Source organism: Paenibacillus baekrokdamisoli (assembly GCF_003945345.1).
Classification (GTDB): Bacteria; Bacillota; Bacilli; order Paenibacillales; family Paenibacillaceae; genus Paenibacillus_Z; species Paenibacillus_Z baekrokdamisoli.
This window is the reverse complement of record NZ_AP019308.1, coordinates 92,697-118,802: the sequence shown is the minus strand read 5'-3', so window position 1 is coordinate 118,802 and position 26,106 is coordinate 92,697. Positions and strand designations below refer to the sequence as shown.

The following is a 26,106-nucleotide window of genomic DNA, read 5'->3' as shown; positions in this document are numbered from 1 at the left end:
CAAGGAGCCTCTTTCCCAGCTGCAATCTGGGGAAGAGGCTCTTTGCGATGCTTCTATTGATTTTACTCTCGGCAAACCTCTGCTTCACGCACGTCCCGACTACCGTACCTGCAGACCGCTGAATCGCGTTCCTTGCTTAAAACCGTAGGTTGTTGAGCCACTGTAGCAAGGAAGCCAATAACCCGCTGTGCAGTTCTTGTTCAAGGGAGATTGCATCTTCGGGATAATCCGTAATGATACCGTCGACGCCCATGCTGAAAAAGCGTTCCATACTATCCATTTCGTTCACCGTCCATACGTAGAGCGGTTTGTGCTGCAGCTTGGCCGAAGCGACGACCGATTCGTTGACCATATATTCTTCCATGACGACAAAATCGGCGTGGATCCGTTCTATATCAGGAACGCCGGCGAACATGATATAACCGACCTGAAGCTCCGGCTCCGCGGCTTTGATCTTTTGCACGATTTCATAATCCAGAGATTGCACGACGCAATTGGTCTGGAAATCATTTTCACGCATTGTCCGTATGAATGTATTCACCAAATCATGTTCTTTTCCATGTGTTTTTACTTCGATATTCAGCTTGATCTTTCCTCTAGCCGCGTTCATCACTTCAGCAAGGCTGCTGATTCGGCCTGTAAAATTCCCCTGCTTCACTTCCAGCTTCCTTAACTCATCCATCGTCAGATCATAAACTTCCGCATTGCGGCCCGTCAGCCTTTTCAGATTGGTGTCGTGAATGACGGCGAGCTCACCGTCTTTGGTTTCCAGTACGTCGATTTCCGCAAAATCCGCATGAGCTTCTATGGCACCTTGAATCGCTGCGATCGTATTCTCGGGGCCTTTCGAAGTATATCCCCGGTGGGCCATAATCGTCGCTTTCTTATCGCCAAGGTGGACGTCACCGATGGCCGGAACAAGCACGAGTGCTGTCGCGAAGGCGATGATCAGTCCGAGCACGATCAGCTTTCTTTTATGCTTGTGCAGCAATCCGTGGCTCTGAGAGGAACGGTTTTCAATGGCGTTCCAGTCAGGCATTTGCAGCACGGCATGGCTCGGGTCCGCTTTAGCTGTGTACATCCTGGTGAGGATGGTGATGTAAAGCGGCGTTACGAACAAGGTAGCCAGGTACAGGGAAAGCACAGCACTCTTCGAAACGACGGATCGCACGACTTCAGCAAATCCCGTCTGTTGAGGCAATGTGAAATAAACGAGGGTCACAGCGCCAAAGATCAAGGCCACGACGATCAGAAACAAAAGAGATATGCACAGAATTACCACAAACATTCGGAAATAGCTTTTTTTCAGGATAGCAGCGCTTTTTTTGGCAGCTTGCCGGAAGCTGACCGTTCCCTCGATGACGATCATATGCAGCAGGAAGGTCCATCGAATGTTGAAGTATGCCACGACGGCGAATACGCCCGCATAGAGCAGTGTGCCCCTGCCCGTTTTGAACAGCTCGCCCGAGATAAAATTCGGAATTTGCAGGGAAGGCAGCAGCGAGGAGCCAAGGCCCAAACTCAGTAGGGGGAGGAAGAGTATCAAGTAGAGCGCCCAGCCCACAAACCCGTATTTGAAAAGCGACGGGAGATAGGCGAGCGATTGCAGAAACGCCGGGATGAGCCCGATTCTCTGTTTCTTTTGCCCGTAGTACGCAATGATGACCAGAACCGAAAACTCCAAAAAAATCAGCATCGTAGCGACTGGAATCAGAATAAGCATGCATAAAAAACCGTATCTGCTGACAACGAAATGCAGCATCTCGTAATTGGTGGCGCCGGCAAACCCGCCCAAGCGAATAAGCCTGTGAAAGATGAAAGAAATCGCCGGAATAAATATGAATAGCGTAAGCGTCTTATACAGAAGCTCAAAAATGAAAACTTGCCGGTAAGTAAAAGCCAGCGTTTTGAAAATGTCGGCAATCAGCTTATGTATGGGAGTCTTCGAGGCTTTACTCATGTTCTGCACCTGCTTGTAAAAGGATAATATATGACCCGGCGAGCGATTGGCGCGGCCAGGATGAAGTATCCTTCATTTTAACACATGGGTCGGGGAATAATGAATAGAAATTACAGATAATTCCGTCAAGGCTGCTTTAGCATGTTTTGAACCGAAAAGGGACTAATATTTAAAACAGCGCGCACCGATTGAGTATGGCACGCGCTGGCGTTTTGCACTAGTTCTTTAAAAAAGCATTAGACTGCTCAGTGTAAAAAAGAATCAGCAGCCTTGGACGTGAAAATGAAGTCAAATACTGGCGAAGTCACTGAAACAGTCTTATCCTTCGACATCGGTCATGCATGGCCATGCAATATCAAACGCCCTATGTTGAGGTATTCGGCCATGTTCTCTTTTGGCACCATGCTTCCCCCGGTAGCCCAAACGATGTGTGTGTTGTTTTCCAATTTGCTTGTCAGGCCATCATATAGAAGCGCATACAAGGTATTATCATCCACAGTATTTATCCCGCTTAACAGCGGCTCGATCGTTTTGCCGACAAACCGGGATGGTCTAGGTACGGCAAGGCCGTCCGCCTCGGTTGCCTACATAGGGTTAGTTTATAATACCTTTAATCGCAATTTCAACCTGAATCTCAGGAACAAACTGCACTTCTTGATAGTTACTCTCCCAGTCCCCACCCTGCTTCTTCCAAGTATCTGGATGGAACGCCATTAGTTGTCTTCCGAGACCTAGGCCGTCGCAACGGGCTTTTTGCATCTTTTTAAGTGTTTGTTCAGCCAAATGGGTCATCTCTTTAGAAAGAAGCTTGTTTAATTCTTCAATCAACTTTTTGTCTTTTAATTGATCTTTAGGATATTCAACGATACTCACTTTCCATTTCAACTTCAAATTAACCAAAATTAGATCTTGGGATTGAATCAATATTTTCTTCTTTAACTTCGATTTTTCTACATTAAAGGTTATAAAGTTATAATTGTTTTGATGTTCCCGGGTACTTATTTTTTGCGTGAATCTTGTCACCTTTCCTTTGTTATTTTTTAAAAGTAAATACATGGTAGATTCCCTGGGACTCAATATTCCTGTGAATTGATTCTTGTGAAACATGGCTATACTGGAAACATTCACTCTGCCCTTTTTTTTAATGAGATAAGGAAGAACATAATCTTCTCCGGGGTCCAGCATAACGGGGTAAATCGTTTCAATGGTTACTTTGGGAACGGTTGTGGTCGCTTCTTCACTCTTGATTAATTCATCGATTTCTTCTTCTATTAAGACATTCCCAACTTTTTTAAGGGACAGTATATCCGCTGCTCTTCCTTTCGTCACTCCAATCCTGGCATTTAAAGCACTCTTGGAATCGCGATAAAAAACATCGAGAATCGGAGAAATATCTTGTTTTGCCCGTTCTTCTCCGATGAGAATGATCCGATTTTTATAAGTACGAAGCATCCGAGACAGCTGATTATCTGCTTCATCACGGGTTTCCCCCGGCGTATTGCCAATAGTGAATAATATATCGTTTCTAGGGCCTTGTTGTTCGCTAGCGGGCGAATCCCGTATTACAAAGGTTGATAAAAGTTTTCCATTCGGAGTGAGATCAAATCCTCCTCCATAAAGTAAACGAGCTTCTCCTAAAAGATCTTGGTCCCAACACCCTGGTATGAATAGGAGAATGAAAATAGACAAACATATGGAGTTGATCCTTTTCATATTGCTTTCGTCCTCCTTTTTCTTGTAAGATACGAGATGATTAACAGGATTAAGGGAAGTACGATCACAAATGCATAATGAGAAATCTTGATTATTTTATTGTAGAGCGCGCTGGTTGAAGGATCTTGAGCAATCATCGCTAGAATAAAGATAATTAATGCAGTATAGGGAACTGCCTTTTTATGTTCACCCCGATGAAAGAGTCGACCGAGCCCAACCGTTCCCATATATATCCAAGAGACAATGGCAGCGCTGACGACAATGATCCATAAAGATATAAAGATTAAATCGATCCGTTGAATGATTTGAAAAGAAAAACCTTTCAGCATATATAGGAGAGGTTCCATAATAGCGGGCATCACCGCCGGGCTGAAAATGACTAAACTAGTGAACACCTCAAATGAGTAAAAAAGTGTAATCAGCATATTCCCTAAAGAGGCTGCCTTTAATATCCCACCGCTTTTCCCTTCGACAAAAGGATAAATTACCAATATAACTTCATACCCAACTAAAGGAAAAACGGCTTCATTTGAAGCTTTGATAATATTCCACCATCCCGCTTCAGTTATCGGAAAAATATAGATGAAATTTACATTGGCATAACTGAATAAGGAAAATAACACCATGACAATGATCATAAAGGAAGATATTACAAAAAATCTGGCGATCACTCGAAGGTTTTCTTTAGCCAAATAAATACAGGTAAGTAGAGTAAGAATTAAGAATACCCATCTAGGTGTTTCATGCAGCACCCACTTTCCAACGACATCGGCAAGTATGGATAAAACAGTTCCTGCGGAAAACAGAAAATAGCAAATATAAGCAATACAAAGCAAATTCCCAAGAACCTTTCCAGTAATTTTGGGCAAGAAACTATATATTGTATCAGTAGGAAACCGTCGGCAAAGAGCCCATAGAATCAGAATAATCACTTGTACAATCAATCCGGCGATTAAAGTTGAGATCCACCCACCCCCTTTGGCGATCTCTTGCATTTTATGAGGAAGGGATAAGATTCCAACACCCACTTGTGATTGCACAACAATTAACATGAATTGCCCCTGAGTAATTTTACTCTTTTCTGTGATCATCATGTTCCCACTCCCTGGAATTTCTTTCTTGGGTTAATTTTTTTGGATGTGAATCATGGGGGCGCTGGTTAAGACTCCAGATGGGAAAGCGTACAAAGGTATCCTTCAAATCTTTGATTCGAAGAGGCATAACAGGGGCAAAATAGGGTGTACCAAAGCACTCTAATTTACATAAGTGGATAAAGATGAAGAGCAAGCCAAACACGATCCCTATCAAACCAAACATCGAGGCCAAGATCATGAGTGGGAAGCCCAAAATGCGGATGGTCGAACTCATTTCACTAGATGGAACCACAAATGACGAAATAGCCGTTAAGGATATAACGATAACCATGGGATATGAAACCAACCCAGCTCGTACGACCGCATCACCGATGACCAAACCGCCAACAATGCCAATTGTTTGACCTACCCGATTTGGCAAGCGAAGCCCTGCCTCACGGAGTAATTCTAAGGCAACCTGCATTAGAAGAGCTTCCAAAATGGGTGGAATTGGAACCTTGTCGATACTGCCTTTTACTGTATAAATCAATTTTGCAGGAAGAATCTCAGGGTGAAAGCCAATAATCGCAATATATAAAGCAGGCAGCAGGGATGCGATCACAAAGCTCGCCAGACGAATCAATCGAATAACCGATCCAATAATCCATCTGCTTTGATAGTCATCCGGGCTTTGATAAAAGGCAAAGAAAGTCACCGGCAAAATCAATGCAGTTGGGTCTCCATCAGATAAAATGACTACACGGCCTTCCATGAGATGAGCTACCGCCCGGTCCGGTCTTTCCGTAAATAAGATTTGCGGAAAAAGAGAAAATGGGTTTTCTTCAATTAACTCGGCAGTGAAACCAGGTGTGATTATGCTGTCTATCGAAATGGAACCGAGTCTGTGATCCACTTCTTTTACCAGATCGGAATTTGCCAGGTCTTGCATATAGAGAAGGGCTAATTTTGTTTTGGTTGCCTCTCCGACTTGGTAATAACGAACGACTAAGTCCGGATTACTAATGCGCTTTCGAACCAAATAAAGATTCGTGATGAGGTGTTCAATAAAACCATCATGAGCGCCACGAGCAACTCCTTCGTTAACAGGCTCAGAGATACTCCGTTTATAGACTGACATTACATCGATGATATGGGCGTCAGATATCCCTTCGAATAATAAGGCACAATTTCCTTGAACTAAAGCATGGGGCACTTGGCTGAGAATCGATTTTCTCTTTATCTCCAGAGAGGTAATTACTCCATCTAGGTCCCCTTCTTTTTTTTCTTCAATAGGCTGAATGATCTCTTTTTGAATTCTCTGTTGATCAGATACGGATTCTAAATAGAAGATGAGACCTTCTCGTTGATTAAACCGAATGCTTCGCCACTTCAGATCACTTGAGTGAAATAACTGGTTTTGAATGTATTCCATATTTTCTTGCAAAGAAGAATAAACTTCCATCTCAATATTCGGCTTATTTTGGGGCTGATTATTTGAAGTTATTTTTTTGAAAATATCTACCACTCTGATCCACCCACGCCCATTCCAATTTTACTTAATTTAACCATTCATTTAAGTTTTATTCGGAATGTTCAGAAAGTCACGCATTCTATAAATTTAGTTTGGATGGATCTAACGAGTTATCTATGATTTTTGGTTTTGGTGCAAGAATTCAAATTGCCGAGCAAATTAATTACAGTTTACTTACACAATCACCAAAGGCAGCCTCTCCTAATATTCAAACCATCGTCACATTTATTGTGAAAAAAATCACATACATTCACAACAATCGTTTATAATAGCCATATAAGCTTTAATAACTACAAATACTTACATCTCAAGTCTGGAAGGACGTGATTGCGATGGCTTCAAACGAAGACAGTAAGCGGATTGCCAAGCAGGAGAAACGCCTCATAATTCTATGTATCTGTGTAGCAGCTATTATGCTGTTATCTTTATCGAAATATCTGTTCAAATAAAATTCATACTTCCTTATTATTCATCCAATACTACTAGAAGTTTTCGGGAGGAGAATCTACATGTTACTTAGCGGATACGATCCGGTCATGTACAGCCGAATGTTAACAGGAATTACACTCGGTTTTCACATCATTTTTGCCACCATCGGGGTTGGCGTACCACTCATGATTGCACTTGCTGAGTGGATCGGCATTAGACGAAATGATGAGCATTACTTACTTATGGCTCGCCGTTGGGCTCGCGGCTTCGTCATTACTGTTGCTGTTGGTGTTGTAACGGGAACTGCAATTGGTCTTCAACTCAGTCTATTATGGCCAAGCTTCATGAAGGTAGCCGGGCAATCGATTGCGATCCCGCTCTTTTTGGAGACGTTCGCTTTCTTCTTCGAAGCCATATTCCTTGGCATTTACTTATACACCTGGGATCGCTTCAAGAGTAAAATGACACATTTCTGGCTGCTAATACCTGTCGTCATTGGCTCATCTGCATCAGCTTTCTTCATTACAACTGTTAATGCGTTCCAGAACGCCCCTGCAGGTATAACGTTGAAGGATGGGAAGATTACGGAGATATCACCCTTCGGCGCTATGCTTAGCCCTGCTATGCCGACGAAAGTATCTCATGTTCTTATCACGGCCTACTTAACCTGTGCCTTCGTTCTTGCAGCGATATCTGCTTGGTCATTGCTGCGAGGTCGGAACCATGTCTACTATAAAAAAGCACTTAAGCTCACGATGGTAGCCGCTTCTGTATTCCTGCTTTCAAGCGCGATTATTGGCGATCTGTCGGGCAAGTATTTGGCCAACTATCAGCCCGAGAAGCTTGCTGCAATGGAATGGCATTTTGAAACATCGACGCAGGCTCCTCTCGTACTCGGCGGTATCTTGACCGAGGACAATCAAATTAAATACGGGATTAAAATTCCGTATGCGCTCAGTATTCTCGCACATGGACTTCCTAACGCTGAGGTAACTGGACTCAATGACCTGCCTGCAGACGAAGCGCCACCATTATTCATTCACTATCTTTTCGATATAAAAATGGGCTTCGTCGCTCTCATGGTTCTCATTGCAGCTGCATTCCTCTTTATATTATGGCGTAAACGCTCGCTTGCTTATTCGAACAAATGGCTGCTTCGCGGCATTATCCTTGCTGCTCCACTTGCCATGCTAACCATTGAGCATGGTTGGATTTTCTCCGAAGTCGGACGTCAGCCTTGGATTCTGCATGGCATCATGAGAACCTCTGAAGGCGCAACGGTATCGGATCATGTGGATATTATGCTCGTCTTATTCGTACTCCTGTACATTGTCCTAGGTATTACCTCGGTAAGAGTGTTAATGAAGATGTTCAAGAATAATAAGGCTGAGGATGAAATGGCGGCAAGAGGTATTGAAGGAGGTGGCAAGCAATGAGTTATGAGGTTATTGGCATAACCGTACTTTGGATTTTCCTATTCGGCTATCTGATTGTAGCATCCATTGATTTCGGCGCTGGCTTCTTCAGCTATTACAGCACCTTGACCGGCAAACGTCATCTCATTAACAATATTATTGAGCGTTACTTATCTCCAGTATGGGAGGTAACGAACGTATTCCTTGTCTTCTTCTTTGTCGGCATTGTCGGCTTCTTCCCGGATACGGCTTATTATTATGGAACTGCACTGCTGATTCCAGGCAGTATCGCTATTATTTTGCTAGCCATCAGGGGTTCTTACTATGCATTCAGTACTTACGGCTTTAAGAAAGACAGTCGCTTCTATCTCTTCCTTTATGGAGCAAGCGGACTGCTGATTCCAGCAGCCCTCTCCACCGTCATGACCATATCAGAGGGCGGTTATATTGATGTGGATGACAAAGGAAAAGTGACCTTTCTGTTCAGCAAGCTGTTTACGAGCACCTATTCCTGGACGGTCGTCCTGCTCGCGATAGTGAGTGTTCTCTACATCTCAGCTATGTTCCTGACGTATTATGCGAATCGGGCAAATGATCGGGGCGCGTTCGAAGTTGTACGCAAATACGCCATTGCTTGGAGCGGACCGACTATTCTAAGCAGTCTGCTCGTCTTCTTCGCAATTCGCGGTCACAACCCTGTTCACTTTGAGCGGATGACATCGTATGCTTGGATGTTCGTCGTGTCCTTTGCCTGCTTCTTGGTCGCCATCTTCCTGGTTTGGACGCGCAAACGACTTGGGCTTGCCTTCATCTTCGTCATGCTGCAGTTCGGCTTTGCCTTCTTCGGCTATGGTGCAGGTCATTTACCATACGTCTTATATCCTTACCTAACCATTCATGATAATTTCACAAGCGAGCCGATGGCTATCGCGCTGATCTCAGTGTTCATTCTAGGATTGCTGCTGCTTATACCATCCCTTTACTTACTGATGCGGCTGTTCCTGTTCGATACCAAGTACGTTCAAGGTAAACGAGGCAAATAAATTACGAAACAAAAGCGAAGCGGACGGAATCGTTCTGAAGAAGCGATAGCGTTCGCCTTTGTCTCCTTATTTCTACCCCTAAGGGATAGAATCAAGAAATAGGGAGACAACAGCGATCGTAAGAATGATCCGGCAGCAAAGCGGGCTTTTACGCACAAGTCTTCGAATTTATTTAGGAGGGAAAAAACCATGAAAGATTTTTTGATTTTCGTTGCACCTTTTATTGTGGTTATTGTTGCGGTCGGTTTCTTATTCTGGTGGGGCGGACGTGGTAAATTAAGCGTTGATGAGCAGCAATCGAAACAAACGTAGCATAAAACTCCATAAGGATTCTTGTATCATTTGACTTAAAAAAGCTCACGATAAGACAGGCGTCTAATCAAGCGCCAAGCGTAGGTTTCAATCCAACCCACATGCTTTATGGAGAAGGAGTGTCCTTTCTATGACTTCATCTAAGAATCGTCGTGAGAGCGCATGGAAGAGCCGCAAAGAAAACCAACAGCCGCATGGTGCAATTAAATCACTTGCGGAGCTGTCAGATGAGGGTACATCAGGTGTCGCTGGCTATCAGCACCAGCATCTCCACAACAAAGACTAACACTTCCTTAAATGCTCAGAAAACACACGAAAAAGCCGAGGATGATCAATCATCCTCGGCTTTTCCTATTCCTAAAACCTATTCGAAGTAAACGGCTTTACCTGTACGAGCTGACTCATAAATCGCTTCAAGAATTTCAGAAACAACGAGTGCTTGTTCAGGTTTAACAAGAGGATCTTTATCGTTAATAACAGCATCGATCCAAGTGTTCATCTCAAGAACTTCTGGAGACTCGCTTGTGCCTTCATAGAAAGCAACGCCGCCGCTGTCCAATTCAATTTTGTTTACATACAAACGGCTGTTTTTCTCGCCATTGATGCGAAGACCTTCCTTCATATCAGCGCCGGCTTTCGTACCGCTTAGCGAAACTTTCGCTTCGTCAATATCAAGGGAGTTGAGTGCCCAGCTGGATTCAAGCATGATTGTTGCTCCGTTTTCCATGGTGATCATAGCAAACGCGGAATCCTCAACCGTGAACTTCGCTGGATCCCATGAACCCCATGCGTTAGCAGCATTCTCTGTTTGGGACAGTTTGTGGTACGTACGGCCAAGAACGACCTTCGGCTTATAGTTGTCCATTGTCCAAAGAACAAGGTCAAGTGCGTGAGTACCGATATCGATCAACGGTCCGCCGCCTTGCTTCTCCTCATCCAAGAATACGCCCCAAGTTGGAACTGCACGACGACGAATTGCATGTGCTTTTGCAAAGTAAACCTCGCCAAGCTCGCCAGCTGCTACAAGATCTTTTAGGTAGAGGCTATCAGCGCGGTAACGGTTGTTGTAGCCAATGCTGAGCTTTTTGCCGGTACGCTTGGAAACTTCAAGCATACGACGAGCGTCTGCTGCTGTCTTAGCCATTGGTTTCTCACATAGAACATGCTTGCCAGCTTCTAGAGCTGCAATAGAGATTTCCGCATGAGAATCATTCGGCGTACATACGTGAATAACATCAATGGAGGAATCACTAAGCAGTTCTGTGTAGTTTGTATATACTTTTGAATCTTCTGTTCCGTATTTTGCTTTTGCATCTACTGCACGTTCTTCAACGAGATCACAGAATGCCACGATTTCTGCTTGTCCTACTTGTGCAAGGCTTGGCAGATGCTTACCGTTTGCGATACCGCCACAACCAATGATACCAATACGTACTTTAGACATTAAGTTTCTACCTCCATAGTGTAGGAAATGAGATTATTTTTAATTGCATGCTTGTTTCATCTTACGACAAACACTAAAATAAGTATAGAGATTCTGCGTCATAAAATATAGGATCAGAATAGTGATGCTTTTATGCGATTTTGTTGTTGAAGGGATGGTTCCGTGGAAATTTATAATGAGAAGGTGGTTTATGAAAACCCTCTTTTGTCTCTCAAAGTGTACCAATCTCAACGTAACCACGACTATTTAATAAATTGGCACTACCATCGTGAGCTTGAACTGCTGCTTATCAATCAGGGCTCTCTCGACGTGTATGTTGACGAGGAATGCTTTCGTCTCAACGCCGGGGACGTGGTCATTATCGGAGCCAAGCAGCTTCATCGTGACCGCAGCCTGGGGACTCCGCTTGATTATGTCATTCTTCAGTTTGATCTGGAGGATTTCTTTGACCATAGTACGATGCCCTATATGCGCTATTTCTCCGAAACCAAGAATCCGCTAAGTCGGGTTAATTATATTTTCCAGGAAAATGCAGCTGTTAATAAGGAAGCTGCCGAGTGTATTCTAGCCATTCTGAAGGAAGTCAGCTTCAAGCAAAATGGTTATGAAATTGCTGTCAGTATGATCATTAAAAAGCTGCTTCTCCTCCTCATTCGGAACGATTCGAAGAAGATGCTGGCTGAGCATGACGACTTTGACCGCGCGCGGCTTCGAGGCGTACTCGATTTCGTCGAAGAACATCTGACCGATCGCATACCTGTAGAGGAAGTATGCAAGCTGGCTAATATGAGCTACTACTACTTTGTTAAGTTTTTCAAAAAAGCGATCGGATTATCCTTCACGGAATATGTGAATTATCGAAAAATCAAATGGGCTGAGCGAATATTGCTTACGAAGGATTTGAGCGTATCTGAGGTAGGAGAGCGAATTGGGATGCCAAATATGGCTCATTTCTACAAAATGTTTAAGAAATACAACGATTGCTCGCCCAAGCAGTTTCAGAAAAAAATGCTGGCCTGGAACCGCCAATAGCGGTTAACAGGCCAGTTTTCTTTATTTAGCTCAAAATTTGATCGATTCGCTAAATAGGAACAAAAGGTACAATGGTAACGCAAAAAAAGCTCAGATCACCGTTATTTCGGTGCTCCGAGCTTTTTTGGCATAACAAGCTTGTAACCAACCCCGCGAATCGATTCAATCTGAACCGACTGTTGGCCAAGCTCCAGCTTCTTGCGCAATGAGCTGACATGAACGTCAACCGTGCGCTGTCCGCCGATGTAATCAAATCCCCATACCACGTTCATTAGATCATCCCTTGTAATAACCATACCAGGACGCTGTACGAGATAAAGCAGTACTTCGAATTCCTTCGGACGAAGAGGAACCGAGTCCCCATTCAAGATAACCTCATAACGTTCAGGGTAGATGGATAGTTCCCCCGCCGTAATGACCTTATCATTGGATTCCGTCATCTTGCCGTCGTCTTGACTTGTCCGACGAAGGACAGCAGATACACGAGCAAGCAGTTCCGCAACGCCAAAGGGCTTCGTAATATAGTCGTCCGCTCCACGCTTGAGCCCCTGCACGACTTCTTCCTCCGCATTCCTTGCCGTCAGTACGACAACCGGCGTAGTGTTGCCGCTTTGCCGCAGTCTTGATAATATTTCAAACCCATTCATGCCTGGTAGCATAATATCCAGAATAATCAAATCGAACGAACGCTGCAATGCTACTTGCAAGCCTTCCGCACCATGGTCGATCACAGTCGTGTCGTACCCTTCCTGCGACAGGTTGTAGGAAAGCAGTCTAGCGAGTGTCGGTTCGTCTTCAATGACCAGCACTTTTTGTGTCATGGTGACCCCCAGCTTCCGCTTGATCCTCTTATAGTGATTCTCACGATCATTTACAAACTAATCATATCATTCAATAGAAAGTGGGTAAACCCCCTACCCTCTCCACATTCAAATGATTTGATTATTTTTACTGCAAGACAGGCAATTCTATCGTAAACGTTGAACCCGCGCCCAAATTACTGCTTACGGAGATTGAGCCTTTATGCAGCTCCACCAAATGCTTCACAATCGACAGACCAAGTCCCGTTCCGCCTGAACTCCGTGATCTAGCCTTGTCCACCCGGTAGAAACGCTCGAATATCCGCGGCAAGTCCTTCTTCGGTATACCGATTCCTGTGTCAGAAATATGAATTCGGATATGATCGTAATCCGTCTCATCGCGCCCTGCGGCCTCATTAATAACAGGCTCTGCTTGTATAGAGACATGGCCGCCATCAGGCGTGTAACTAATGCCATTAGCGAGTAAATTCATTATAATTTGCCGCAGGCGATCTTCATCAGCTTCTACATAGATGCCTGGCTCAACTTTTACAGAGATTCGAATATTCTTCCGCACAGCCTCAGAGCCCATCAGCTCAATCGTCTTCGCAATGAACGATGATAGCTCAATTGGCGAGAATTGCAGCGGTATACGTCTGGACTCCACCTTTGAAAGCTCGAGAATATCCCCAATTAAGCGATTCAAACGATCACTCTCATCGAAAATAATTTGCAGGAATGATCGTGCTGTCTCTGGATCGTTAACAGCCCCTCCGAGCAGCGTTTCAGCAAAGCCTTTTACCGCGGTAACTGGTGTCTTGAGCTCATGCGACACGTTAGCCACGAATTCGCTGCGCATCCTCTCAAGCCGACGAATAGCCGTTACGTCCTGTAAGACAAGCAGTACGCCGCCAAACTCATCACTATCCTCGAATATCGGCACAAGATTCAGATCAAGCAGTCTTTCCTCTGGAAAATAAAACGTAATCTCTTCCCGCAAATGCTCCCTGCGTTCGAGTCCATCTTGTATGATCTGCGATAGCTCATACTGCTGCTTGGCTTCTGCATAGTTACGGCCAACGAGATCACTGGCTGATAAACCGAGCAGTTCTTCCGCACAGCGATTAATAAGCACGATGCGACCGGTTCGATCGATCATCACAATACCATTAATCATATTATCAAGCACGCTTGCAAGCTGGTTCTCATTCTGATGAATCCGGGCCATCTGGATCTGAAGACTATCCGCCATCGCGTTAATGGAGTAACCTAACTCCCCGATTTCATCATTTCTCTTCACCGCTACACGAGCCTTATAATCCAAGTTTTTTATCCGCTTGGAGACCTTTGTAATTTGTTCAAGAGGCCTAGTCAGCCCGAGCGCCACACGATAGCTAATCACTGCTGCCACCACGAATAAGATAAGCAGCCCAACAATTAAAGTAGACCAAATGCGCTGGATGCTCTTATCCACCGTTTTCAGGCTTAACGCCAAACGAATAATATCCGATTGCGGATTTTTAGGATCAACGAGCTTTGCTACATAAAGTAGATTCTCATTGGTCGTATCGCTATGCCGAATCGAACGCCCAAAACCATCCTTCTTCGCGATCTGTATTTCCTCACGATTCAAATGGTTGTCCATCGTCTTCGGATCATGATCGGAATCGCCAAGCACAACACCATCCCCGCGGATAAAGGTAACCCTTGATTCTGTAATTTTTTTCAGCTTCTCAGCCTTTTGCGTAAAATAATCATAAGGAATAACAGCTTCTGCTGTCGGCCACTGCATCTGGTCCAGAATAACACTCATCTCGCGTACCAGATTATCCTGCAAGGCATCCATATGGTTATCCTTATAGGTCTTTCCCATAAATAAACCTGCTGCAAGTACCGATAAACCGATCATCCCAATCAGGATAAACGTCAGCCGCATGCGAAAACTGCTCATGTCTTCCTACCTCCACGAATTCATTCGTCCCTTATCGTACCTGTCCTTAGGCATCCGCGCTAGCTTTTCGATTGTGAAGCTTTTGTAAAACATAATGATGAACCGTTGCCAGCGGCTGTTGGATAAGAATAGACAGCACGACGGGTACAGCAGCAAGCGGACTGAAATAACCGAGCGCAAGCACAATACCAAGGGAAATGTTCCGCATGCCCGTCGCGTAGGATACGGTGACCTGTACCTCACGATTCCGATAAGTAGCGGTACCGAAGTAGCCGACTGCATAGCATAGGCCAACCATCACAATCGAAAGTGGGATAAGCCGTATTAAATCGCCTCGAAGCATTTCCGTATAAGGAGCAATCGCAGCTGCATTAAGCGCGACAACCGCAACAAAGCAAAGTTTGGACAACGGCGCGGCGTAAGGCTGAACGAAGGGCTGAATCCGTCCTTTGGTCCATTCATAGAGGAGTACACCGATAATCGTGGGCGCCACAATAAGAATAAGCAAATCACCCATCATCTGCATCGTATTCGTCTCTACTGCCGTTTTGAATAATAAATGAATACCCGCTGGAACAACAAAAGGACTAAGTGCCGAATCAATAACCACCATCGCAAGCATGAGCGGCACGCTGCCAGCTGACATCCCTACCCACAGGACCGTGGAGACACCTAGCGGAATAATGGTGAATAGAACAAGCCCGACAACGTAAGGTGAGCCTGCTCCGAAGAGCAAGCTCCCAAGTCCATAAGCAATCAGCGGTGATACGATATGGGCGAGAACGAACGTCCAGATCATCACACCAGGCTTTCTCAGAACGGTACGAAGCTGCTGGAGACCACAGCCAATTGCCATTGTCAGCGTCACATAAGCAAATAAATAAGGAACGGCTGGTACAAACCGATGAAGCTGTGTTGAAAAAAAGAATCCCAGGACAAGAGATCCAGGGATAATAAGAAACATCCATTGTTCAAATCTACGATTAAAGGCTAAGCCCAAGCTGCGCGTAACGCATCCCTCATTTTATCTATATAATGGCAGCAATCACTTATTTAAATACAGGTTCTTTGAATTGTGTTAGTTTGGCTAAGGAATCCTTCTCAACTTCAGCATGCAAGCTATTACCGTGAGAATCCATCGTCACAATAGCTGCGAACCCCTCGGTCTGTAGATGCCACATCGCCTCTGGAATACCGAATTCCATATAATCGACGCCATTTACCTTCTTGAAGCATTCCGCATAATATTGAGCAGCACCACCAATAGCATTCAAGTAGACTCCACCATGCTCTTGAAGTGCAGCCAATGTCTTGGCACCCATGCCGCCTTTACCGATTACAGCACGAATGCCGAATTTCTTCATAATATCGCCTTGGTACGGCTCCTCGCGAATACTGGTCGTTGGACCCGCTGCTTTGACATGCCAGCCCTCTTCATCCTTAAGCATAACCGGACCACAGTGATAAATAACGGCGCCATTCAGGTCGATCGGTGCATCGTGATCCATCAAGTAATGATGCAGCGCATCACGGCCTGTATGCATCTCTCCATTAATAATGACAATGTCGCCAACCTTCAGGCTGCGAACCTCTTCTTCCGAGAATGGTGTATTCAGCACAACTTCACGGCGTTCCGCCTGTTCGGTCACTGCATCTGCCGCCGCATCCGCTGCTGCCAGCTTCATTGGAGTATCGGAACCGCTCGGGTAAATCCACTCTTTAATCTCACCGGACTCTGCATGAAGCAGAACACCTTGGCGACGGTAAGCCCAGCAGTTATAAGCAACAGAGACGAAGAAACTCGCTGGCAGACGATTCATCACGCCTGCTTTACAGCCAAGCAGCGTTACTGCTCCGCCGAAGCCCATTGTACCGATGCCAAGCTTATTCGCATTCTCCATCACATATTCTTCGAGCTGCTGCAGCTCGGCGATTGGATTTGTGTCCTCCGTATGGCGGAAGAGCTGCTGCTTCGCTAATTCATAGCCTGTTGTACGATCACCGCCGATGCCAACGCCGATAAAGCCAGCACTGCAGCCTTGTCCTTGCGCTTGATAAATCGCATGCATCACACATTTGCGAATGCCATCCAGATCACGGCCCGCTTTGCCAAGTCCTTCCAGCTCAGTCGGCAGACTATATTGAATGTTCTTATTCTCGCACCCGCCGCCTTTAAGAATGAGACGAATATCCACATCGTCTTTCTCCCATTGCTCAAAGTGAATAACCGGTGTTCCTGGTCCAAGGTTATCACCTGTATTGGCACCGGTTAGTGAATCGACCGAGTTCGTACGAAGCTTGCCATCCTTCGTTGCACGCGCGATTGCGCTGCGGATCTGCTGCTTCATAATGATTTGGTTTGCTCCGACTGGTGTATGAACAATGAACGTCGGCATCCCCGTATCCTGACAAATAGGCGAAACCTTGCTCTCCGCCATCTCAATGTTAGTCGCTATAGTTGATAGGGACAGTCCCGCGCGCGTTGCGCGGTCCTCAGCTTCTTGTGCCGCCTGGATGACCTTGCGTACGTCCCCTGGAAGGTTCGTGGAGGTCTCAACGATAAGGTTATAAACGCTTTGTTCAAAATGTTGCATAAAGTAGTTCTAGCTCCTCTCTCTGTTCGCATTGTAACTTTAATTATATAATAACATATACAATCTAGTGGGCAAACCGCCTAGAGCGCTTATGAGCTGAGGTTTTCACTCTCGTTTAATAGAATATAGAAGGGAAGTATGAATATGGAAAGTCATTTCATCGCCTACTTGTACCGCCTACGATATATCGAACGCTGGAGCCTTATGCGCAATACCACACGCGAAAATGTTGCCGAGCATTCCTATCATGTTGCCCTGCTTGCTCATATGCTTTGTGAGATTGGCAACCGCCTATTCGGACGATCGCTGAATGCCGACCGAGCGACGTCGATGGCCTTGTTTCACGACGCGACCGAGGTATTCACCGGCGACATACCAACGCCGGTTAAGCATCACAACCCGAAGATGCTCGCGAATTTCCGCGAGATCGAGGCTATGGCTGCTGAGCGGCTGCTCGGCATGGTACCGCCAGAGCTGCATTCGGCCTATGCCCCGCTGGTTGGCGGGCATGATACCACTGCATACAGTAAACTCCCCAAAGAAGAGGCTGAGCTTCTGCAAATGGTCAAAGCAGCCGATCTGCTTGATGCTTATATGAAATGCTTGTCCGAGCTCTCCTCAGGCAACCGCGAGTTCGCCGTCGCCAAAGGCCAAACAGAACAAGCACTCACCAAGCTTGCAATGCCGGAGGTCGATTGGTTTCTAACGAATATGGCACCAAGCTTCAGCAAGTCGCTGGATGAACTCTCAGAAAGTGAATAACGCTTTGGCGGGATATTATTGAAGAAAGACACATGCTGCTAGTCAACCTTAATCAAGAAGGAGTGGATGGACATGAAAGTACTATTCATTGGCGGAACGGGTTTAATTAGCGAGGCTTCCTCCAAATTGGTGGTCGAGCAAGGTCATGAGCTCTATCTTTTCAACCGGGGTAAACGGAGTGAATGGGTGCCAGACGGTGCACATCTTATTCAAGGCGATATCCGTGACCTTGCGGCTTCCGCCGAAACGCTAATGGGCTATGCGTTTGATGTCGTCGTCGATTGGATTGCTTTTACTCCCGAGCATGCACGCACAGACATTGAGCTGTTCCGTGATAATACGAAGCAATACATCTATATCAGTTCTGCTTCTGCCTATCAGAAGCCGCTGCAGCATTATATAGTTACGGAGGAAACACCTTTATCAAATCCTTACTGGCAGTACTCCCGCGACAAAATCGCATCCGAAGAGCTGCTGATGGAAGCCTACCGAAACTCCGGTTTCCCAGTTACAATTGTTCGTCCGTCCTTTACTTATGGGGACACGATGATCCCAGCATCCTTGAATAGCTGGAATCACCCTTGGTCCCTCATCGATCGCATTCGTCGCGGCCAGAAAATCATTGTACATGGTGATGGAACGTCTCTTTGGACGATGACCCACAATACTGATTTTGCAAAAGGCTTTGTTGGTCTGCTAGGTAACACGGCTGCCATTGGGGAGGCGTTCCATATTACGTCTGATGAGGTGCTTAGCTGGAATCAGATCTACGCCGCGATAGGAGCAGCCGCGGGAGTGGAGCCTATTCTCGTTCCGATCTCCTCCGACTTCCTCATCTCCTTCTCGACGGACTATAAAGGCGGCCTCCTGGGAGATAAAGCGGTCAGCGCTGTCTTCGATAACAGCAAGATCAAACGATTCGTTCCTGAATACCGAGCGACTCTACCTTTCGCTGAAGGAATCAAACGTACAGTGGCATCTTTTGAGAAGAGACCTGAGATCTGCACGGTAGACCCGGAATGGAACGACCATATCGATCAAATTCTGGCTGCTTATGAATCGGCTAAGCCGAAGCATATCCCGATTAAATTCGGATCGTTATAGAACTGCTTCCTAATTCCTATTCTACCAACCCATTCGCTCCGCGAGCTTAGTAATATGCGCTAGATGATGCTTCCCATGCCAAGCATAGACGCCTAAGTTATAATCTAGCGCAATCGTCTTCTCAGACTCCGGGTGAAAAAAAGTTCTTGCATAATCCGCCTCACTCATCGTCTTTAACAAAATAACCCATCGCTCATGCAAAGCTTTTATTAATACCAAAGAAAGAGCAATCGGTGCAGTGGTCGTATCCGCAAGCTCTGCCCATCTGTCTTCATAATAAGGTCTAATGGTTGGCCGATCCTCAGTAAGGGCCAGCTTGAAGCGAGTATAGCTGTTCATATGGCTATCTGCAATATGGTGAATAACCTGTCTAACCGTCCATCCCTCCTCACGATAAGGGGTATTTAGCTGCTCTTGTGATAAATCATTAACCGCAGCAGCTAGCTGTGACGGAAGCTGCTCCAGCTCTTCAATCCAAGCTGCTCTCTGCGCTGACGTAATCGCTCCATTTGATTCAAAGTGACCGATTGGATATCTTGCATCCATAGGAAGCACCCCTTTCCATTCTCATAAAATGATTATATCAGCGGGAGAGGTTGCTAAGCTAATCAACAGGCTGCTATTGACCACTAGATCTAACCATTAATAAGAAAAAATAAGACATATTGGAGCAGCGCACTCCCCACCAGCACGATAGGCAGCCATATGGAATGAAGGTCATGCGAGAGAACAATGAGTAGAATAATGGATATGACTCTACCCGTATTCAGAAACACCTCTCGCATAACGACTGATTCTACTTTCAGCTGGCCTTTAAGCGGCAGCGTGCCTATTAACCGGTAATAATAGGAGGTTAGCGTATTTACGGCCAGCGGATTACAGATCGAGAAGGCAATCATAAACAGCACAACTGTCCACATTTTCACATCTATTAATAAGAAGAGTGCTCCAATAATGATCCCCGTCGTGGAATAGAGCACATATTTGCGCACCTGCTCCTCCTTCGCTTTGCGCGAAATGACATAGCCCGTAGACACCGTAAGCGCCGAGAAGAAAACCCCAAAATAACCTACCCAATCCTCCCTCCCGACCGTTTGGTAGAGTAGAATATTAGGCAAGAATAGCATAATCCCCTGGAAGAGTCCCAACACTAAGAAGGCAGTGAGTCCCTTTACCCATCGAATATTCTTCCGCATAACGAGACCTATCAATCGCAAATGATATACTTTATGATGCGACTTAAATAATGGAATGCGAAAGCTAATAACCGACGCGACGAGAAACATGATGAATGCGAATGAGAAAGTGATAATATACCCCCGCAGTCCCTCATTCATTTGTATAATAAAACCGGCTATGGCCGGTCCAAGCAAACCTGCTGAATTAAATACAACCATATTAATTGCTAGGAAGCGAACGCGGTTGCTCTCGGTAGACACGTCGTACATCAGCACCAAATATCCCGTCCAATAGAACCCAGCTGCCATACCGTTGAAGATGGCGAATAATAGATACCACTCTACAACCTTCTCCTGCGCTATAATAACGACAAGATAAAATAAAGCAATCATCACAATCCCTAGTCGATAAGTGACCATTCGATCCTTCCGCTTGGCGATCCAGCCGCCCAGAGCAAAAGCGACAGGTGAAAATACAAAGACGACAATGTTATAAATGCCATTTACCATCAAATCCTGCGTCAAACGCCATAAGTACAAATTAAGAAACAGACCCGACATCGAGGCACCGAACTGAAAACAGCCATGAATGATCATCGCAATGATCGCTTCTTTGCTTAACCGTCGTTCTGGGGAAATGGTCGCGTTTCCTCTCCATAAATGCCATTTCAATCGCATGCCTGACTGCATCTGTCTACGCCCCCTAATCCGTACAATATTCTTCCAATCGTTGTCATTGTATCACAGCTGCTTAAGCTCAAAAGCGCTACCGCTCGCCTCTCTAGACGAAAAATAGTGCTAAGCCTTCTTCTCGAACGAATGAAGCAGTATAATCGATGTTTTTCACGTTATTGGCAACGTTTGGGGCTATTAAACCCACTTGACGTATAGCGCTTCATTAATAGCCAGAACTGGATGTCCCAAATGACCCTAATCATGTCGTATTTGCATACTTTCTCTATCATTTGTCTCCCCTATAATAAAGAATAAACGAACCTAGGAGGAATCTGTTTATGTGGCAAGCATCCTGGATCTGGGGATCAGGCGAAGAAAGTCCAAGAAATGAATGGCGTTGTTTCCGTAAAACCTTCCGGCCCTCAACCAATAAAGAGGTTAATCTAAAAATAACTGCAGATTCCCGTTACGTCTTATTCGTGAATGGGAAGCAAGTTGGGCGCGGCCCTGTTCGTTCGTGGCCCTTCGAGCTTGCTTATGACGATTATCCAATCGGACATTTGCTAAAGGCTGGCGAAGACAATACAATCGCTGTTCTTGTCATCAATTACGGTTTAGCAAATTTTCAATATTTGCTCGGACGGGGTGGTCTGCTTGTCCAAGTGGAAGCTTCCACTGAAGAGAAAGTATTGGCTGTTACGGATGCATCATGGTCAACAGCCGTCCATCTTGCTCACGACACAAGCTCTTCGCGAATATCTTGTCAGCTTGGTTTTACCGAGAGGATCGATGCTCGCGCATGGGATGATTCGTGGACAACGGCTGGATTTGATGATTCCGCCTGGGCATCTGCTAATGTGATCGGTTCCGTCGGCATGGAGCCATGGACGAGCTTGGTAGAGAGAACAATCCCCTATCTAACCGAGGAACCGGTTTATCCAGCACGCATCGAAAGCTTGCATTACGTCAAGCCTGTATCATGGAGCGCTGTTGTCGATTTACGCGCCATGTTCGTTCCCTCCAGTATTACGCATGCGAATACCGTGCAGTATACAGGCCTTCTAGCAGCCATCATTCGATTGCCTGAAGCGGCATCCTTCACAATTGGAAGTGTTGACGATGGACGTATTCCACTTCGAGCAAGCTTAAATGGAAAGTGGTTTGATTCTGCTGCCTACACCGGAGAGAGTCCTCAGAAGTTTGTAAACACAGTGCTTCCGGCTGGCGACCATTTCCTAGTCCTTGATGTGAGCGGTTCTACGCACGGTCATGGCTATCATATTGGCTTTGAGTGTACGAGCGCCTTTGAGATCCTTTCACCACAAGCTGAGAGTAAGGTAAAATCACCTTTCCTAGCGATTGGTCCATTTGATTGGTCCGCACATATTGATCATCAAGACAATCTGCCATTCCCTGATGAACATCCCGATTTTGTACGTGCTAAGGGGTTATCCTCGGTAGATGAAATAGAAGCATTTGTGGAATGGCTTCAACCTATTCCGGATGCTCTTTACTCTAAAGAAGATGTATACAGCTCCTGTGTATGGAAGCAAACCGACCTTCCTCAGCCCATCCCTCAGCAGCTGCAGCTTGCTGCCTGTGCGGGATCCGATGCTGGGATCATTCCGATGCATGCTGAATTGGATACAGAGATTGTCATTGATTTTGGACGGGAGCTCTCTGGGTATGTGGCCTTTGAGTTGGATGCGCCAGAAGGAACGATTATTGACGGGTATGCCTTTGAATATATGAGAGATGGCTGGATCCAGCACACTTATGAGCTTGATAATACATTCCGTTACATTTGCCGCGAAGGCCGACAAGCGTATACCTCCTTCATTCGCCGGGGGTTCCGTTATTTGATCCTTACGGTTCGTGGTGCAGACCGTCCAATCAAGCTAATCGAGGTCAAAACCATTCATAGCAGCTATCCCGTCGCTAATGTAGGCAGCTTCCATTCCAGCAATTCCCTTCTAAATGAGATTTGGCGAATAAGCCGGGATACGACTAGGTTGTGTATGGAGGATACATTTGTTGACTGTCCAGCATTCGAACAGGTGTATTGGGTCGGAGATGCGCGCAATGCTTCGCTTGTTAACTATTATGCTTTCGGTTCAAAGGAAATTGTAGAGCGCTGCCTGCGGCTTGTGCCTGGCTCAGCCTTCCAGTCCCCACTATATGCAGATCAGGTGCCTAGCGGCTGGAGCAGCGTCATTCCAAACTGGACCTTTTTCTGGATCACGGCATGCTATGAGTATTACCATTTCACTGGAGATGTGGCTTTTGCCCGGAGTATGTGGCCTAAGATTGAATTTACGCTCCAGCATTATCTGAAGAAGCTGGACGGTTCCGGACTTCTGCATATTAAAGGCTGGAATTTACTTGACTGGGCCCCATTCGAGCAGCCAGTAGACGGTATTGTTACACCGCAAAACATGTTCCTCGTTAAGGCTCTGCGAGATGCCTCCCGATTGGCAGAGGCCGCTGGCGATTCCGCTCAAGGTGCTAGTTATGTAGAGCAAGCTAGCTTGCTGCATACAGCTATTAATCAGAAGCTGTGGGATGAGGAGCGTCATGCTTATCTGGACTGTATCCATCCAGATGGCAGTCCTTCCAAGACAATAAGCATGCAGACGCAGGTTGTTGCCTGTCTTTGTGATATTGCCGAGGGCGAGAGAGCTCGCATTGTTAGAGGATATATCTTCGATGCTCCTGCTGACTTCATTCAGATCGGAAGTCCATTTATGTCCTTCTTCTATTATGAAGCTCTTGCTAAGCTAGGACGAATCGATCTTATGACCGCTGATATGCTGGAACAATACGGAGTCATGGTAGAATATGGTGCAACCTCCGTATGGGAAGTCTATCCGATTAGCGGGATTACCCATAATCCCAATATGAAGACTCGCAGCCATTGTCATGCTTGGTCGGCAGGTCCCGTCTACTTCCTCGGGGCACATGTGCTAGGCGTGCGAGGTGTGACGCCTGGCTGGACAAAGGTTACCGTTTCGCCGAGCCCCGTTGGTCTCACTTGGGCAAGAGGCACCGTTCCACTTCCTGGAGGCGGACGAATCGACGTTTCTTGGCGGGTCGAAGAGAATTCACGTCAAATGACGCTTCGTATCGGAGCACCAAGCAGTGTGGAGCTTGAAGTTATAGCTCCAGCAGGATATGAGCTGATCGTTGAGAAGGAAATTATAGGTTAAATCGACAAGAAGTCAACGCGCAGGAATGGCGCGTTGACTTCTTTATTAATTCACCACGAAGACGATTATTGGGCTCTTAGAACAGGATGATGTGTAATTACTATTACCATCACCATTACTAGTTCCAGCGCCAGCCGAATGAGTACTGCTCCGATACGGTCAAAGGCAGACGCCCCATCGGTTCAAGGAGGTCGAAAATACAACGAGTTAGGGTGACTTTTCGATGGAGATGTTAACTACCAAGCATAAGCATTGGGTGCTTGACCACCTGGACCTGGGAAAATTTCGTCCAGACGCTTCATTGTTGCCTCATCCAATTCAACCTCAACTGCGCGAAGGGAACGTTCGAATTGTTCTAGTGTACGTACACCAATAATCGGTGCAGTTACAGCTGGATTGGCAAGCAGCCAAGCCAAAGCAATAATATCCTCGCGTTCGCCAAGCTCATCACTCAGCTCCTTGAAGGCTTCGAGCTGGGAACGGTGCTGCTCAACTCTCTTCGGGTCGCCGCTGCGTTTACCAGCCGAGCCGCGAAGTGCGTTGCCTGCAAGCAAACCTCCATCCAGCGGGCTCCATGGAATGATACCAATTCCAAGTCCCTGCGCTGCTGGAAGCACTTCAAGCTCAGGCAAACGGCATAATAGGTTGTACTTGTGCTGCTCAGCAACAAGACCGAGGAACCCGCGTGCTTTCGCTTCACCTTGTGCAACGGCAAGATCCCAGCCAGCAAAGTTACTAGCGCCGACATAGCCGATTTTCCCCTGAGCGACAGCGGTTTCAAAACCGCCCCACAGCTCATTCCAGCTCACATTACGATCTATGTGATGCATTTGGTATAGCTCAATATGATCAGTTTGAAGGCGGCGCAATGAACCTTCCAGGTGACGTCTCAGCTTATATGCGGACAATCCACCTTCACCATTAGGTCCATCCTGCTTATCCGACATATCTCCGTAAAATTTCGTTGCCAGTACCGTTTTCTCACGACGTCCGCCACCTTGACTGAACCAACGGCCAATGATTTCTTCGGTACGGCCTGCATTCTCGCCCCATCCATATATGTTCGCTGTATCAAAAAAGTTAATACCTGCATCAAGCGCTGCATCCATAATACGAAATGATTCCTGTTCGTCCGTATCGACACCAAAATTCATCGTTCCTAAACATAAACGACTAACCTTCAATCCCGAGCGCCCCAGATATGTATATTTCATCCTCTTCTAACAGCTCCTTCTTGTATAAGAATAAAGGCATCATGTCCATGAATGGACATCCAACTCTTACTATAGAGAATTGTTTGGCAAATTTCGAATGAAAGGCGAATGAAATTCACAGCCAACGCTCATGTTATGGGGGATGGAGGTGAAATCAATGACAGGAAGAAATAATAAGCCCAAGAAGGATGGCCCCCAATCAAGCCCAGGTCGGTTAGACCAGTTCGGTGAGAAATTGGCGGAAGATAGCGGTAACAAGCCGATGAAAAAGGGCAACAACGGAAAAAGCTGTTAACCTGATGAAAGCAAAATATCAGAAAAGGACAGGCGAATTTTATACTTTCTGATATTTCAAGCAAAAAGAGCCGTACACTCAGTACAATTTCTCTGAGGTACGGCTCTTTCTAAGATGATTCAGAACGCATAGCTGCAATCGCATCACGTATGGAACGGTAGAATTCGATCCAGTGCGGCGATGCCTCCTCTGGTCCGATCTTCTCTTCTTCCACGATTTCTGTCGATTCTGCCGCCATTTGTGTTTCTATTTCTTCAGAAGACTTAAGCGAGCCCGGTTGTCGGCCGTCTCTCTTAATCGGATCATTTACCATTGTCCGCACCTCGCATTCCAATCAAGTGGAGCTGCTAAAGCCGTTTATTTCGTTAGTCGAGC

Annotated in this window: 22 protein-coding genes and 1 pseudogene; 9 read left to right on the top strand and 14 right to left on the bottom strand. The window is 45.9% G+C overall.

Annotation, left to right across the window (positions count from 1 at the left end; translation table 11 throughout):
• Positions 1–136 precede the first annotated feature (136 nt).
• From EKN16_RS00470 to EKN16_RS00450, 5 genes and pseudogenes are all read right to left on the bottom strand, one after another.
• Positions 137–1,960 (bottom strand): glycerophosphoryl diester phosphodiesterase membrane domain-containing protein, encoded by a 1,824-nt coding sequence (locus tag EKN16_RS00470; protein ID WP_125653207.1) that lies wholly within the window; start codon positions 1,958–1,960, stop codon positions 137–139.
• Between the two features lie 335 nt (positions 1,961–2,295).
• Positions 2,296–2,541 (bottom strand): annotated as a pseudogene (locus tag EKN16_RS32735) (D-serine ammonia-lyase); the annotation flags it as partial.
• Positions 2,542–2,554: 13 nt separating this feature from the next.
• Positions 2,555–3,673, bottom strand: a complete 1,119-nt coding sequence (locus EKN16_RS00460) for a Ger(x)C family spore germination protein (RefSeq protein ID WP_125653206.1) — start codon at positions 3,671–3,673, stop codon at positions 2,555–2,557.
• Positions 3,670–4,767, bottom strand: coding sequence for a GerAB/ArcD/ProY family transporter (locus EKN16_RS00455; RefSeq protein WP_232016140.1), 1,098 nt, complete (start codon positions 4,765–4,767; stop codon positions 3,670–3,672). Before EKN16_RS00455 ends, EKN16_RS00460 begins: the two co-directional genes overlap by 4 nt.
• Positions 4,745–6,208: a spore germination protein gene (locus EKN16_RS00450; RefSeq protein ID WP_125665688.1), complete on the bottom strand. Its 1,464-nt coding sequence runs from the start codon at positions 6,206–6,208 to the stop codon at positions 4,745–4,747. The genes EKN16_RS00455 and EKN16_RS00450 overlap by 23 nt, the downstream gene beginning before the upstream one ends.
• Positions 6,209–6,786: 578 nt before the next feature.
• Here EKN16_RS00450 and EKN16_RS00445 point away from each other — a divergent pair.
• From EKN16_RS00445 to EKN16_RS31965, 4 genes are all read left to right on the top strand, one after another.
• Positions 6,787–8,142: a cytochrome ubiquinol oxidase subunit I gene (locus tag EKN16_RS00445; protein ID WP_125653205.1), complete on the top strand. Its 1,356-nt coding sequence runs from the start codon at positions 6,787–6,789 to the stop codon at positions 8,140–8,142.
• Complete coding sequence (locus tag EKN16_RS00440; RefSeq protein ID WP_125653204.1) at positions 8,139–9,164, top strand: cytochrome d ubiquinol oxidase subunit II; 1,026 nt, start codon at positions 8,139–8,141, stop codon at positions 9,162–9,164. Before EKN16_RS00445 ends, EKN16_RS00440 begins: the two co-directional genes overlap by 4 nt.
• Positions 9,165–9,353: 189 nt before the next feature.
• Positions 9,354–9,476, top strand: a complete 123-nt coding sequence (cydS, locus tag EKN16_RS33365; protein WP_260182457.1) for a cytochrome bd oxidase small subunit CydS family protein — start codon at positions 9,354–9,356, stop codon at positions 9,474–9,476.
• Positions 9,477–9,606: 130 nt separating this feature from the next.
• Positions 9,607–9,762: a DUF6254 family protein gene (locus tag EKN16_RS31965; protein ID WP_164522614.1), complete on the top strand. Its 156-nt coding sequence runs from the start codon at positions 9,607–9,609 to the stop codon at positions 9,760–9,762.
• 78 nt (positions 9,763–9,840) lie between these two features.
• On the opposite strand, the gene EKN16_RS00435 is transcribed toward EKN16_RS31965, so the two are convergent.
• Positions 9,841–10,920 (bottom strand): Gfo/Idh/MocA family protein, encoded by a 1,080-nt coding sequence (locus EKN16_RS00435; RefSeq protein ID WP_125653203.1) that lies wholly within the window; start codon positions 10,918–10,920, stop codon positions 9,841–9,843.
• 162 nt (positions 10,921–11,082) lie between these two features.
• Here EKN16_RS00435 and EKN16_RS00430 point away from each other — a divergent pair, with 162 nt between their 5' ends.
• A complete protein-coding gene (locus EKN16_RS00430; RefSeq protein ID WP_125653202.1) occupies positions 11,083–11,952 on the top strand; it encodes an AraC family transcriptional regulator in 870 nt (289 codons plus the stop codon).
• Between the two features lie 101 nt (positions 11,953–12,053).
• Here the strand turns inward: EKN16_RS00430 and EKN16_RS00425 are convergent, their stop codons facing one another.
• The 4 genes from EKN16_RS00425 to EKN16_RS00410 form a co-directional block, all read right to left on the bottom strand.
• Complete coding sequence (locus tag EKN16_RS00425; protein ID WP_125653201.1) at positions 12,054–12,773, bottom strand: response regulator transcription factor; 720 nt, start codon at positions 12,771–12,773, stop codon at positions 12,054–12,056.
• Between the two features lie 127 nt (positions 12,774–12,900).
• Entirely contained in the window at positions 12,901–14,703 is a 1,803-nt protein-coding gene (gene pnpS / locus EKN16_RS00420) for a two-component system histidine kinase PnpS (protein WP_125653200.1), read from the bottom strand.
• Between the two features lie 46 nt (positions 14,704–14,749).
• Entirely contained in the window at positions 14,750–15,703 is a 954-nt protein-coding gene (locus EKN16_RS00415) for a bile acid:sodium symporter family protein (RefSeq protein WP_331852361.1), read from the bottom strand.
• Between the two features lie 49 nt (positions 15,704–15,752).
• A complete protein-coding gene (locus EKN16_RS00410) occupies positions 15,753–17,297 on the bottom strand; it encodes a fumarate hydratase (RefSeq protein ID WP_125653198.1) in 1,545 nt (514 codons plus the stop codon).
• A gap of 144 nt (positions 17,298–17,441) precedes the next feature.
• Here EKN16_RS00410 and yfbR point away from each other — a divergent pair, with 144 nt between their 5' ends.
• Both yfbR and EKN16_RS00400 read left to right on the top strand, forming a co-directional pair.
• Complete coding sequence (gene yfbR, locus EKN16_RS00405; RefSeq protein WP_125665684.1) at positions 17,442–18,059, top strand: 5'-deoxynucleotidase; 618 nt, start codon at positions 17,442–17,444, stop codon at positions 18,057–18,059.
• A 72-nt stretch (positions 18,060–18,131) separates the two neighbouring features.
• Complete coding sequence (locus EKN16_RS00400) at positions 18,132–19,163, top strand: SDR family oxidoreductase (RefSeq protein WP_125653197.1); 1,032 nt, start codon at positions 18,132–18,134, stop codon at positions 19,161–19,163.
• A 21-nt stretch (positions 19,164–19,184) separates the two neighbouring features.
• Here EKN16_RS00400 and EKN16_RS00395 read toward each other — a convergent pair whose 3' ends face one another.
• Positions 19,185–19,709 carry a YfiT family bacillithiol transferase gene (locus EKN16_RS00395; RefSeq protein WP_125653196.1) on the bottom strand — a complete coding sequence of 175 codons (525 nt, stop codon included), beginning with the start codon at positions 19,707–19,709 and terminating at the stop codon, positions 19,185–19,187.
• Between the two features lie 89 nt (positions 19,710–19,798).
• Positions 19,799–21,031, bottom strand: coding sequence for an MFS transporter (locus EKN16_RS00390; RefSeq protein WP_232016139.1), 1,233 nt, complete (start codon positions 21,029–21,031; stop codon positions 19,799–19,801).
• Between the two features lie 323 nt (positions 21,032–21,354).
• Here EKN16_RS00390 and EKN16_RS00385 point away from each other — a divergent pair, with 323 nt between their 5' ends.
• Positions 21,355–24,222, top strand: a complete 2,868-nt coding sequence (locus EKN16_RS00385; protein ID WP_125653195.1) for a family 78 glycoside hydrolase catalytic domain — start codon at positions 21,355–21,357, stop codon at positions 24,220–24,222.
• Between the two features lie 236 nt (positions 24,223–24,458).
• On the opposite strand, the gene EKN16_RS00380 is transcribed toward EKN16_RS00385, so the two are convergent.
• On the bottom strand, positions 24,459–25,436 hold the full coding sequence (locus tag EKN16_RS00380) for an aldo/keto reductase (protein ID WP_125653194.1): 978 nt from the start codon (positions 25,434–25,436) through the stop codon (positions 24,459–24,461).
• Between the two features lie 157 nt (positions 25,437–25,593).
• Between EKN16_RS00380 and EKN16_RS31960 the strand changes: the two genes are divergently transcribed.
• On the top strand, positions 25,594–25,731 hold the full coding sequence (locus tag EKN16_RS31960) for a hypothetical protein (RefSeq protein WP_164522613.1): 138 nt from the start codon (positions 25,594–25,596) through the stop codon (positions 25,729–25,731).
• Between the two features lie 109 nt (positions 25,732–25,840).
• Here EKN16_RS31960 and EKN16_RS00375 read toward each other — a convergent pair whose 3' ends face one another.
• Positions 25,841–26,053, bottom strand: coding sequence for a hypothetical protein (locus EKN16_RS00375; RefSeq protein ID WP_125653193.1), 213 nt, complete (start codon positions 26,051–26,053; stop codon positions 25,841–25,843).
• Between the last annotated feature and the right edge of the window lie 53 nt (positions 26,054–26,106).